The sequence below is a fragment of the Arenibacter sp. F26102 genome (assembly GCF_023015865.1).
GTDB lineage: Bacteria > Bacteroidota > Bacteroidia > Flavobacteriales > Flavobacteriaceae > Arenibacter.
This window is the reverse complement of the sequence record NZ_JALKBC010000021.1, coordinates 67,207-81,188: the sequence shown is the minus strand read 5'-3', so window position 1 is coordinate 81,188 and position 13,982 is coordinate 67,207. Positions and strand designations below refer to the sequence as shown.

The 13,982-nt window shown below is 37.2% G+C and carries 7 protein-coding genes; 5 read left to right on the top strand and 2 right to left on the bottom strand.

All coding sequences use genetic code 11. The features are described 5' to 3' along the window. Positions 1–245 precede the first annotated feature (245 nt). Entirely contained in the window at positions 246–533 is a 288-nt protein-coding gene (locus MWU78_RS20715; protein WP_247001413.1) for a helix-turn-helix transcriptional regulator, read from the top strand. A gap of 7 nt (positions 534–540) precedes the next feature. Beyond that, positions 541–1,806 (top strand): HipA domain-containing protein, encoded by a 1,266-nt coding sequence (locus MWU78_RS20710; protein ID WP_247001411.1) that lies wholly within the window; start codon positions 541–543, stop codon positions 1,804–1,806. 856 nt (positions 1,807–2,662) lie between these two features. Here MWU78_RS20710 and MWU78_RS20705 read toward each other — a convergent pair. Both MWU78_RS20705 and MWU78_RS20700 read right to left on the bottom strand, forming a co-directional pair. Further along, the gene (locus MWU78_RS20705) at positions 2,663–4,315 is read right to left on the bottom strand and encodes a RagB/SusD family nutrient uptake outer membrane protein (RefSeq protein ID WP_247001409.1); all 1,653 of its coding nucleotides are present in this window, start codon (positions 4,313–4,315) and stop codon (positions 2,663–2,665) included. Between the two features lie 12 nt (positions 4,316–4,327). Further along, on the bottom strand, positions 4,328–7,459 hold the full coding sequence (locus MWU78_RS20700; RefSeq protein WP_247001406.1) for a TonB-dependent receptor: 3,132 nt from the start codon (positions 7,457–7,459) through the stop codon (positions 4,328–4,330). A gap of 1,755 nt (positions 7,460–9,214) precedes the next feature. On the opposite strand from MWU78_RS20700, the gene MWU78_RS20695 reads away from it, so the two are divergent. From MWU78_RS20695 to MWU78_RS20685, 3 genes are all read left to right on the top strand, one after another. After that, positions 9,215–9,556: a hypothetical protein gene (locus MWU78_RS20695; protein ID WP_247001404.1), complete on the top strand. Its 342-nt coding sequence runs from the start codon at positions 9,215–9,217 to the stop codon at positions 9,554–9,556. A 153-nt stretch (positions 9,557–9,709) separates the two neighbouring features. Further along, positions 9,710–10,819 (top strand): efflux RND transporter periplasmic adaptor subunit, encoded by a 1,110-nt coding sequence (locus tag MWU78_RS20690; RefSeq protein ID WP_247001402.1) that lies wholly within the window; start codon positions 9,710–9,712, stop codon positions 10,817–10,819. Positions 10,820–10,836: 17 nt separating this feature from the next. After that, positions 10,837–13,980: an efflux RND transporter permease subunit gene (locus tag MWU78_RS20685; protein WP_247001399.1), complete on the top strand. Its 3,144-nt coding sequence runs from the start codon at positions 10,837–10,839 to the stop codon at positions 13,978–13,980. Positions 13,981–13,982 lie beyond the last annotated feature (2 nt).

The following is a 13,982-nucleotide window of genomic DNA, read 5'->3' as shown; positions in this document are numbered from 1 at the left end:
GTTCACCCCATTCTTTTTGAATAAGCTAAAGTTATGGACATTTCTGGAAGTTATAAGTCTCCCCCAAACCCCCTCTTTTCAACATCATCATTATCCTTTTTGGCTTATATATCTAATTAAGCTAATCTAAAGGATTTGGGGATAATTTCGGTACTTGTTAAGCCTCTCTATTACAACATTTAATAAAATGATTGTTATTTCAATCAAAATATCTATATTTGTATGAAATAACAATCATTTTGGTTATGGCTAAAAGAAAACAAACACTGTTCCCTAAACATATTAAAATTTTGGGGCTGATGGGTGAAAACATAAAATTAGCGCGGAAAAGAAGAAAGCTTACGACGGTTCAAGTTGCTGAAAGGGCTGATATTGTTAGGAGCACACTATACCTTATAGAAAAAGGAGATCCTGGCGTTAGTATTGGTTCATACTTTAATGTATTGCGGGTTTTAGGGCTACAAGATGATTTTCTAAAGCTAGCTGACGATGATGAATTTGGAAGAAAATTACAAGATTTAGAATTGTTATAATATAAAAATGGCAACTGGGAAATTAGACATATACGTTTATGCACATTGGCAAGGAATGCCAGAAGCTAAGATGATAGGTGTTTTGGCAGCACACAATGCTAAAGGAAAGAAAGCATTCAGTTTTGAATATGATAAGGGTTGGATAAAATCTGAACAACAACTATTGTTAGATCCCGATATCCAGTTTTATTCCGGTCCACAATACCCATATAAGAAGGAAAACTTTGGTGTCTTTTTGGATAGCATGCCAGATACCTGGGGAAGAACACTAATGAAAAGACGTGCAGCCCAACTAGCTAATGAGAAGAATCTAAAAGCTACTACTTTATATGAGATCGACTACTTGTTAGGTGTATATGATGAAAGTCGGATGGGGGCTTTACGTTTTAAAACAGACCTTGACGGGCCATTCTTGGATAATAATGAAGAGAATCCTACGCCCCCTTGGTCGTCAGTGAGGGAACTTCAAGAAGCTGCCAAGCATTTTGAAAACGATTCGGATAATGAGGAGGCAAGAAAATGGTTGGATGTTCTTATGGCGCCAGGATCTTCTTTGGGAGGTGCCAGACCCAAAGCCAATATTTTGGATGAACATGGAAATCTTTGGATAGCAAAATTTCCTTCAAAGAATGATACTATAGATAAAGGAGCATGGGAATTTTTGGCATATCGATTGGCAATAAATTGTGGAATCGAAATGGCACCCTCCCGAATTGAAAAAATTACTGGAAACTATAATACCTTTTTTACACAACGTTTTGATAGGATAAGGAAAGAGCGTATCCATTTTTCATCAGCCATGACAATGACAGGGAATAATGAGGATACTATCCGAGATAACCCAGCAAGTTATCTGGACATTGCCGAATTCATCCAAACCAATGGGGTGAACATTGATCAAAACCTACACCAATTATGGCGTAGGATTGTTTTTAATATCGCGGTTTCGAATACCGATGACCATTTGCGTAATCATGGTTTTATCCTGACTTCAAAAGGTTGGATACTTTCTCCAGCTTATGATATTAACCCATCAATAGATAAAGACGGACTAGCATTAAATATTGACATGGAGAACAATGCTTTGGATTTCGAATTGGCAAAAAGGGTAGGGGAGTATTTTCGTTTGGATGATATACAAATGGATATTATTATCGATGAGGTTGCCAATTCAGTTAGCCATTGGAAGGCAATAGCCGGAGAGATTGGAATTTCACGAGCAGAGCAGGAACTTATGGGCAGTGCCTTTAAAAATGGTATTGATTTAAGTTAGGTTTTGCATTTGGCTATAGTTAGATATTTTTCGTAATTTTATCCTGTAATTAACACACCATCAATACGTTCTTAAGCTATTTATAAATCGAGTGACCATATAGGGATTTGATTTTGATAAATACACTCAAAATACTGAAAATCAATCATTTGTATCGATACTTGGGGTGCTGTCATCCCGACCAAGCAGAAAAGTGATTTGCATTTGCAAATCACTTTTTTTGTTTCCCATGGAGCCAAACGCAGTTTGGGCGAACATGGGAAACAAAAAAAGTGGGAAGGCGCTAGGCTTCACTTTTCTATTTGCACTGAGGGTTCATAAGGATTCTGTAAATCCTGTTCTGATAAGTTTGCTTAACGCAGTTTGGGCGAACATGGTAAACAAAAAAAGTGGGAAGGCGCTAGGCTTCACTTTTCTATTTGCACTGAGGGTTGATAAGGATTCTGTAAATCCTGTTTTCAAAATCGAACGGAAACAAAAAAAGTAGGAAGGCGCTAGGCTTCAATTTTCTATTTGCACTGAGGGTTCATCGGGATTCTGTAAATCTTGTTTTCAAAATCGAACGGAAACAAAAAAAGTAGGAAGGCGCTAGGATTCACTTTTCTATTTTCAGTGAGGGTTCATCGGGATTCTGTAAATCCTGTTTTCAAAATTGAGTGGAAACAAAAATAGGGAAAGCGCTGGCCTTCCCTATTTTATTTATCAGGTTTTCAGTAGGTGAGACCCCTTGTCCCACTGCAACGAACACAGACAATTTTAGGCTATCCCATTCAAATTGAAGTATTCCCTGAACTAAAAAAGGGAGGGAAACTAATTCCACTCCCTTTTCCAGTCTAACTTGAATTAATTCTCTAGCTTAATAACCAGGATTTTGGGTGGTAAGTGAGTTGCCGCTTTCATCTTTACCACCAGCATCTATTTGGGATTGAGGTATTGGCATATATTCATGCTTACCTGCCATAAATGTAGCTCCGGTTAAAAAGCCTCTTGCTATCTTTTCCTTTGCCAAATAGGCGTTTATAACATCTGCGGCAATACCCCATCGTACTAAATCAAAAAAGCGATGACCTTCGTGTGCCATTTCCAAACGACGTTCCGTTCTTAAAGCTATTGTAGCTTCTTCTTTCAAAGTAAAGGGATCGTTATAAGTGTCGATCATATAATTGGCCGCATTTGCAGTGCCTTCGAGGTTTTGAATATAACTACTCGTTTTTGCCCGCTCTCTTATCATATTTATATAGGTCCTCCCTTCTTCGAAATTACCCAACTCTATTTCAGCTTCTGCTTTCCATAGCAGAACATCGGCATATCTAATAATACTGTAGTTGGCAGCTGTAACATAAGGCCAAGATGGTAAATAAGCAGGATGATTTGCTGAAACTACCCTTTTCTTTGGGCCATATGGGCCATAGGTAGCTAAATCCCTAGCCCAACTTTCTTCATAGTTAATCTCTAAATCTTTATAAGGGATCCCTGGTCGTCCAATGGTAACATCCAATCTTGGGTCTACATTATCGGTTTCGGTAACATCAATATTTCCAATTATTGGCATTCCATCAACGTCGGTTTTATACGCATTTACTAAATTCTGAGAAGGGCGTAAAAAGCCATATGCTGCATATCTAGGGCCGCCAGGAGGCATTAAACGATCACCGATGGATCCATTGTAATTACTAGGGGAACCATCGTTTATAGAATATTGAATTGCAAAAACAACTTCTTCACCATTGTCGTTTTCAGGAATAAATATTTCACTAAAATTAGGCGTTAAACTATAACCTCCTTTAGAAATAACTTCGTCTGCAGCATCACTTGCCAACTGCCATTCTCCCTGGTATAAATAAGTTTTACTTAAGTATGCCCATGCAGCGTATTTTGTTGGTCTTCCTGGATCTGCCTGCGTTTCCGGTAATACAGCAATGGCTGCATTAAAATCTTCCTCTATTTTTGTCCAAATCTCTTCAGGGGTAATTTGGGTGTTCGATAAGTAATTTCCATCCTCATCCGTATAAGAGATTCTATTATACAGTTTTTTAAGTTCAAAGTAGAAATGCCCTCTTATAAAACGCATTTCAGCAACGCGCTGTGTTTTGGTAGCCTCATCAAATTCAGTAGTATTTTTTAAAGCTTTTAGAACGGTATTTGCACGATAAACACCTTCATAAAGTACACTCCATTTTTGGACAACATCAATAATTTGGCCATCAATATTGTAGATCTCCATTCTGTGAATTTGGTTTTGGTCACCGGTACCGCCACCACCTTTATAGGCATCATCAGAAAGCACATCTCCAAAACTCCAGTTGGAAGCTGGCGAGTTAAATGCATTTGAGGCTTCATTACCTTGTCCATTTAATATGCTATAAGCAGAGATTACCAAAGATTCTATATTTTCGGGTAATACTACTTGATCGTCGGTTAGCTCTCCAAATGGTTCTTTTTCCAAGAACTCATCGCTACAGGAGACAAGCAACCCAATTAAGGCAAATAATATGATTATATTTTTCATTTTGATATTTTTTTAAAAGTTGAAATTAAGACCTAATGTAAATGTCTGTGAACTCGGGTAAATACCTCTATCTACACCAATATCCAGGTTACGATCATCGGAATCATAATTCTGTAATCCAATTTCAGGATCCAATCCTTCATATCCTGTAATGGTAAATAAATTATATGCTTCCAAATAAATTCTAATTCGCGACGCTTTTATTTTTTCAGCTACATTTTCTGGAAGGGTATATCCCAATTGAAAAGTTTTTAAGCGTAAAAATGAACCGTCTTGTACATAGTAAGAAGATGGTCTAATATTGTTGTTGGGATCATTCAAAGAAACCCTGGCTAAATCCGTATTGGTATTTTGTGGTGTCCAAGCATTTAGAATACGATCATTCTTATTGTAGTTGGCCAAGTTGAAAAAATCAGTATAGTATCGCGACAAATCATAAATATCATTTCCTTGCGAACCTTGAAAGAACAATGTTAAATCCAATGCCTTGTAATTGGCCGTGAAGTTAATGCCATAGGTGAAATCTGCGTGTGGAGAACCAATGAAAGTACGATCAAGATCATCTATAACATTGTCGTTATTGATGTCTTTAAACCTATAATCCCCAGCAACGGCGTTAGACTGGTTACTTGAAGCCGCTTCCGCATCTGAAGAAAAGATACCTTCTACTACATGACCGTAGAAGGAAGCTATTGGTTGCCCAACTGCAGTTCTTGAGGTACTCTGGTCAAAATTTACACTATGTAAAACCCCAGGGTCTGTTTCTATAAAATTAATGCCTTCACCTAAGGACAATAATTCATTATCAATAACAGAGAAATTAATACCTATATTATAGTTAAAGTCTTTTTCGCGATTACTTTGATAATCTGCTGTAAACTCAAAACCTTTGTTTTCCATCTCGCCAACATTCTGCCATTGACCGCTATTGGAAAAACCTGCTTGATCAGGTGCTAAGGTTTTAAACAATAATAAATCTTCCGTGTTCTTATAAAAGTAGTCCGCAGAAAAAGTTAAGGCATCATTAAGAAAACCAAAATCCAAACCGACATTGGTCTGTGTAGTTGTTTCCCATTTTAAATCGGGATTCGCAATTCTGGATAATGTGAAACCAGTTTGTGTACTGTTTTGAGCTCCATCAATGGCGTAGTTGGAATAATATGGATTACTACTATAACCAGATAGAGTTTGGTAAGCAGGTATGTCTTGATTACCCGTTACACCCCATCCAGCACGTAATTTCAAATTAGATATAACTCCCTCCTTATTAAAGTAGTTTTCTTCCGATATTTTCCAACCCGCTGATAGTGCCGGAAAAGTACCCCATCTATTGTTCAATAATTTAGAAGTACCATCACGTCTTAAGGTAGCAGAGAACAAATATTTATTATCGTAGGTATAATTTAATTTACCGAAATACGAAAATAATGAGTACTCTATTTTATCACCGCTATTCGTTTGTGTGCCTTGGTCACCTGCATTTAATATTCTGATATTTAATTCATTAGTAGGCAGGTCATCAATAGAAGCTGTTGTAACATCATATAAATTTTCGATACTTTCAATTCCGGCTAGGGCACTAAAATTGTGCTTGTCAGCAAAAGTTTTTGTGTAGTTCAAAGTATTCGACCATACCCAGTCAAATTGCCTGTTATTTCTGACGGACAAACTATTGATTACTCGCTGTGGATTCGGCTCCTTGTAAGTAGGGCTAAATGATGTTCTGTCTGACGTAGTATAATTAAGTCCAAAATTAGTTTTGAATTTTAAGTCCTCAAAAAGTTGAATTTCGGTAAATACATTTCCAAACACGCGTACCCTATTTTCAATATTATCTTTATTTCGGTATAAATTGCCTAACGGATTTTGAGTATCCGATAATGGATAACCAGTGAATTCTCCATTTATATCATACACTGGAGCTATACTGGGAATTCTGAAGGCATCGTAAACGGCATTGCCCAACAATGAATTAGTGCTGGTACCAACACTTTTGGAGTAAGCTACGGTTAGGTTTTCGCCAATTGTTACCACATCATCAAACAATTTATAGTCCGAATTTAAGCGTGCAGTAATTCTACTAAAATCGGTGTATTTCAACGTTCCTTCTTGATCAAAATAACCTAAAGAGAACATACTATGGGACTTTTCACCTCCTTTGGCCAAACTTAAGTTATAAGATTGGATAATGGCTGGATCAAAAATTTCACCGACCCAATCGGTGTTAGCGGAAGGAATGGTGTTTTCAGCATCTAAAAAGTCGGGAATTACCGGTGAAGTTCCGTTGCCATATATGGCATGGGCAGGTGTTATTCCGTCATTGGCAAAACCTTGCCAATATACATCTCCATAATTCTGTGCACTTAGATTGTTAGGTAAATTAGTAGTATTCTGAATACCGGAATGCATGTTGATGGAAACCTTTGTTTCCTCTGATTTTCCTTTTTTGGTAGTAATGATTACAACACCATTTGCGGCCCTAGAACCGTAGATACTCGAAGATGAAGCATCTTTTAATACTTGAAGCGACTCAATATCATTCGGGTTGATAAGATTGATACCTGAAGTTGTAGGCACACCATCTATTACATAAAGAGGATCGTTATTCCGTATCGTGCTGTATCCCCTGATTCTAAGACTGCTTGGGCCACCAGGAGAGGCTGAACTTACAACGTTAACACCAGAAACCTGGCCTTGTAGCATATTGTCGACACTGGCAACAGGTTGGCTTACAATACCCCCCATATCAACAATAGCGACTGCTCCAGTTAGGTCACTTTTTCTTTCTGATGTATATCCAGTAACAACCACCTCGGATAATGCAGCGGCATTTTCCAACAAAACTACCGAGATATTCAGATTTCCGTTCAAGTTGACTTCCTGTGTAGTGAAACCAATATATGAAATGATCAAAACGGCATTTTCATCTGATACATCTATGGAGAAATTACCGTCAAAATCGGAAGTAGTTCCGTTAGTAGTACCTTTTTCCAAAATACTCGCTCCAGGGAGCGGTTCTCCTAAATTATCTGTAAGGGTACCTGATACTGTTTGCTGATACACATTATATACAGAGTTAATAATATCGTTGTTTACATGTGCATAACTGTTGGAATACAGAGCAACGAATACTAGTAAAAACAACGAACTAATCTTTGTCTTTGGTGATTTTGAATACGAACATTTAATGTTCCGTCGAGGGTTTAACATAATAAAAATAAATAGAGTTTTGAATTTGTTTTTTTTTTGAATGTTATACTTCTCTGCCGTATACTTCAGTTGTGTACTATACATATTAATGGCAAAAAGTACTTTTGGGGTTTCAGCTTATCTGAAGATTTTTACGTCATATTTAGCACATTTAATTTTCAGGTTTTTTTTTCTAAAGCGCAAAATTGAAAATTTAAACGCTGGTTAAAAAGGACATTGCTATTGTTAAAGAAACCTTAATAAATACATTATTATAATTTAATATTGGAAGTTGTGGTTGTGGAGAAATTTCACCTACAAAGCAGTACGGTCTGGTGTAAATTTCCTAGTGAAGTTGGGGCGCTAAGACCTATATGTCAAGTTAATACGTCACATGGAACTTTGTGTATCCTATTCACTCAACATCTTTCATGCAATAAATAGCACTATACATTAAGGTAACATGGTCATAAAGTTTTAAGATTTTAGTGTTGTTAAACACTTGTTGACGGGCATAAAAAAAGAAAATTTAACCGTTATAAAGAGGAACGCATCTGTAGATCGGTACTATCATAGCGAATGCCCAACTTGTTTTCGGATCAAGAAACCAAGTACCCAAAACGCATAAAGGGGTTTCGCCTACAATTGGAAATTAATTATTTGTAGTTCAGCCTAATGTCCAATTTTACTGAGTGTTAATAAGATGTCTGGAAATACTCACGCTTCGAAGGATCATTCTATATATGGAATCAAGTCCTATTGATCTCTTGATTTTCAGTGATATTTTCTTTCTTAACAAATTGTGGGGCGTAGTTTGAAGTTTACGCTTTCTTTCGGCAAAAAGGTTATTTGCTCTCTTTATCCTAGCTACCAACTGGAAAATTATATTTAAAATGACCAAAATATAAAAGAACATGAGAAATACCTTGATGCACTTATAGGACAAAATAATGCTTAGAAAAAGGACTGTGGTGGAGATTATCAACGATATTCTAAAGAACCAGTGCCAACTTGAGCACATCAGGCACAAATGTTTTGAGAACTTAATCACCTAAATGATATCAGGACTCATTGCTTATCCCTTTTGTCCCACAAAACCCGACATTAATATTGACAGTCTGCAAAGAATTGGCAACTATTATACTAAAATTGTTGAAAACAAAGGTTTATCTCATCTTTGAGAAATTTTTTTCCAGCCCATAAAAGGAACTTTATTTGGGACTATTTTTTAATTTGAGCTTAACTCTTGGCAGGTACTTTTGCTAAATATGAAGACACTTAGTTAATTTCGGAGTTTTATAATATTTTATGACATTGATTTTCTTTGTAATTTTAACCCGTAAATAACACATAATCAATACGTTAGTGGGATATTTATAAATTGAGTTACCATATGGGATCTGACTTTGATAAGTACACTTTAAATTCTGCCACCCCGACCAAAAAAAACCGTAAAGCCGCTAGGCTGTGTCGGATTATCTTGAGCACCGCCCCTATAAAAGAATCACCGCGGGCGGCGAGGTAATCCTGCATGCAACTGGACGTATAGCTGTAATTCTTTTTGGTGAGATTGATATGAAATGTTGAAAAACCTATATGGTACGTTTTATTGTAACATTTTACGATAGTAACAGTAAAACCACTTATATTCGCAGCTTGAAGATGAAATTCATAAGGACACATATCAACTTAAAATTGTTTTGGTTTTTGATGGCACTGCACATCTTGAACCTTAGTGTGGATGTGCAAGATCCTCAACCTGAAGGTGTTCCTGAAGATTTGAGTTACAACGATATGGAAAGTATCGTAGAGATTATATTGGAACAAGTCTTGGGTATTGAAAATGCCATTCCTGAATATGAGGAAGATGATTCAGGTCATAATGTAATAGTCAAGAACAATTTTCAACCTATATTTTATCAACAGCAACTAGCAATGGATTTTATGTTGGATAATGGCGATATAGCTATTAAGCACAACATGTTTTTATATTTCGACAATTATTCTGAACAATTTCATCCCGAAATAGTTCCTCCTCCGCCCAAGGCATAATTCTTCATTTTTATTGGTAAACTTAGGACTGATCCCTTAGGTGAATACTGTGTTTTACAGTTCTCGCCCTTAAGGTGATTACCGTTTGCCTATTCCTACATTTAGGAAAAACTTCCTGATTACATTTTATTTATTCCATTAAATCTATTAACAATGAAGAATTTTATATTGTTTTTGGGTATGGCTGCTATTGTAATATTGGCATCCTGCTCATCAAAAAACAAAGAAACCAGTAAAGAGCAAACGTTTTTAACAATAATGCCTTTAGTAAAGGATACTGTTTATACGAACGAACATATTGCGGAAATTAATGCTTTTCAAAACGTGGCACTACGGTCACGTGTCGGCGGGATTATCGAATCCCTACAGGTAGACGAAGGGCAAACGGTGAATAAAGGACAAATACTTTTTACTATTAACAACAGGCAATTTTTGCAAGACTTGCAAAGGGCAAAAGCGATCGTAAAAAAGGTGCAATCAGAGCTCAATGCTTCAGAAATAGAGTTGAAAGGCTCTGCGAAGTTATTGGAAAAGGATTACATTTCACAGCCTGAATATGATCTTGCTGTTGCTAAAGTTGATGCCCTAAAAGCTGAATTGGAGGAAACGCAATCAGAGGAGGCACAAGCACAGCTCAACCTCTCTTTTACTCAGATAAAAGCTCCCTTTGATGGCATTATTAACCGCATTCCCAACAGAGAGGGCAGTGTTTTGGATGAAGGTGCTTTGCTGACAACAATATCCAATAACAAGAATGTATTTGCTTATTTCAATGTTTCAGAAATTGATTATTTGAAATATGTAATGTCTAAAGACAAAGAGGAAACCAAAGAAGTTTCTTTAATATTAGCTGACGGAACCCCCTATCCTGATCCAGGAATTATAGAAACAACCGAAAGTGAATTTAACAAAAATACGGGAACCATTGCATTTAGAGCTATATTTCCAAATCAAGATAATATCCTAAAACACGGTGCGACAGGAAAAGTACAAATAAGCAGCAGACTTGAGAATGCACTACTTATTCCACAGAAAGCTACTTTCAACCGTCAGGATGAACTTTGCGTTTTTGTGGTAGATGATACGAATACAATTCAAGTTCGAAAAATTACTCCCTCGCTTCGGTTACCAAATCTTTTTGCCATTAAAAAGGGCTTGTCTCCCAAAGATAAAATCCTTTTTGAAGGCATCCAGCACGTCAAAGAAGGAGACAAGGTAATTCCAGAAGTGGTTTCATTTTCAAACATAGTAACTAACCTATAAAATTTAAAACTATGAAAATGAATATCATAAATCGCCCCATACTGGCGATAGTCATCTCATTGATTATACTTTTCCTGGGTATACTATCGCTTTTCCAATTACCTATGGCACTATATCCTTCAGTGGCTCCGCCAGAAGTAAACGTTGAAGTAGAATACCAAGGTGCCAATGCCGAAACCGTAGCAAAGTCTGCCATAGAACCACTGGAACGTGCCATTAACGGTGTGCCCAATATGAAATATATGAGCAGTAATATTGGTAGTGACGGTGTAGGTATCGTTCAAATAATTTTTGAAACTGGCACCGACATCAATGATGCCGCCGTTAATGTTCAAAACCGAATAACGGACGTAATGGGGGAACTTCCGCCAGAAGTCATAGAGCGAGGTGTATTGATTGGGAAAGAAACCAATGCCATTTTAATGTACATCAACATATTTAGTGATGACAAGGAAATGACGGAAAAATTCATCCATAATTTTGCCGATTTAAATGTTCTAACCGAATTAAAACGAGTTAAAGGCGTTGGTTTTACCAATATTTTGGGAGCAAAGGAATACGCTATGCGTATTTGGGTAAAACCTGATAGAATGCTGGCCTATAACATTACTACAGACGACATATTGGATGCCTTGGAGGAGCAAAATTTAGAAGCATCTCCTGGTAAAATTGGTGAGAATTCCGATAAATCAGAAGATTCTGACCTTCAATATATTTTACGCTACTCAGGGAGGTTCAACTCTGAAGTACAATATGAGAACATTCCGATAAAATCAACCGAAGAAGGTGAAATTTTACGAATGAAAGATGTTGCAGACATAGAGTTCGGTACAGAATATTTTGATGTTGAAGCCAAATTCAATGGCAAACCAGCGGCCTCGATAATTCTTAAACAATTACCGGGCACCAATGCTAGGGAAGTTATAGACGATGTCAAAAAACGTATGGAAGAACTAAAGGAAACTATGTTTCTTGAAAAGATGGACTATGAAGTAAGTTACGACATATCGCGCTTTATGGATGCTTCGATACATGAAGTTATTAAAACCTTCATTGAAGCCTTGCTTCTTGTTACCCTAGTCGTTTTTCTTTTTCTACAGAATTGGAGGGCAACTTTAATTCCCATTCTTGCTGTACCCGTTTCCATTGTCGGTACTTTTTTCTTTATGCAATTTTTCGGCTTTTCCCTCAACCTGATTACGCTCTTTGCTTTGGTTATGGTAATTGGTATTGTGGTGGATGATTCAATTGTAGTAGTAGAAGCCGTGCACGCCAAAATGGAACGCTATAAGATGAGTGCCAAGGAAGCTACTAAATCTGCTATGAAAGAAATTAGCGGGGCTATTATATCCATAACTTTGGTAATGTCGGCCGTATTTGTTCCCGTAGCTTTTATGAGTGGGCCTACAGGTGTTTTCTTCCGTCAGTTTTCGCTGACTATGGCCATAGCCATTGTGTTGTCCGGTATTGTAGCACTTACATTGGCTCCTGCCCTGTTCTCTCTATTGTTGAAACACCCAAGCGTAGAAAAGAAAACACTTTTTAGTAATTTCTTTTTAAAATTCAACCACTTATATGAAAGTTTGGAAGATAAATACAAAAACCTTCTGAATAGAATTATCAATAGGAAAGTAATGACTTGGGGTATTTTGGTGGCCTTTGTTATAGGCACGGGTATTTTTGGAAACATTCTTCGTACAGGATTTATTCCGAATGAAGACCAAGGAATGTTTTATGTAAATATTTTAACACCTCCGGGTTCTACCTTGGAACGCACAAAAAAGGTGGTTAACGAATTTGCTACAGAAGTCGAAAACATTAAAGAAATAGAGAGTATTTCTTCTTTGGCCGGTACCAACATACTCTCTGATGGTACAGGTGCAACTTATGGCAGTTTCCTCATCAACTTAAAAGAATGGAGTGAACGTAGTGCTACGGTTACGGAGATAATAGCCCATCTTAAAGAAAAAACAGCCCACATTAAAGATGCTGAGATAGAGTTTTTTCCACCTCCTCCTGTCCCAGGATATGGAAATGCTAGTGGTTTTGAGGTGAAACTGCTTGATAAAGCAGGTAGAAACGACCTGAAAGCTATGGAAACTGTTACACAACAGTTTATTGAAGACCTGAACAATCGACCTGAAATAGGCAATAGTTTTACTATTTTCAATGCAAACATACCTCATTACGACTTAAATGTTGATTATGATAAAGCCGCCCAAAAAGGAGTTACAGTCAACAATGCTATGAGTACGCTTTCGACTCTTGTAGGAAGTGAATACGCTTCTAACTTTGTTAAATTTGGTAAGACCTACAAGGTAATGGTCCAAGCTCTACCGGAATATCGGGCAAACCCTGAAGACATTTTAAATTTCAGAGTCAAGAATGATAGAGATGAAATGGTACCGCTTTCAAATTTTATAACACTTGAAAAATCCTTTGGTGTAGATCAAATAAATCGTCACAATATGTATTTTGCGGCTGCGCTAAATGGCGAGGAAGCTCCTGGATATAGTAGTGGTGATGCTTTAAAGGCCATACAAGAGGTTGCCGATGAAAAATTGCCAAGAGGTTATGATATTGCTTGGTCAGGAATTTCTTATGACGAGGCCAATGCAGGAAACCAAGGCCTTGTAATTTTCTTTATCTGTTTGTTCTTTATATACCTGATTTTGTCAGGACAATATGAAAGTTTTTTGCTTCCATTACCTGTAATTCTTTCGCTACCAACGGGAATTTTCGGAGCATTTTTTATGCTTACCATATTAGGGTTGGAAAACAATATCTATGCTCAAATCGCCATGGTCATGCTCATAGGTCTATTGGGTAAAAACGCCATTTTAATTGTGGAGTTTGCAGCTCAAAAACACAGTGAAGGATCAACAGCACTGCAGGCCGCCATTGAAGGTGCTAAACTGCGGTTACGCCCTATTTTAATGACATCACTTGCTTTCATGGCTGGGTTACTGCCTTTGGTACTGGCCTCTGGAGCAGGAGCCATTGGTAATAGAACCATTGGAACAGCGGCTTTTGGAGGTATGTTGTTCGGTACCGTTTTCGGAGTAATCGTCATACCCGGGCTGTTTTTCGTTTTTGCCAAAATATCCGAAAAATTCAACGGAAACAGAAAGGATGGAAATCCTATTAAGGAAACATTATAAAA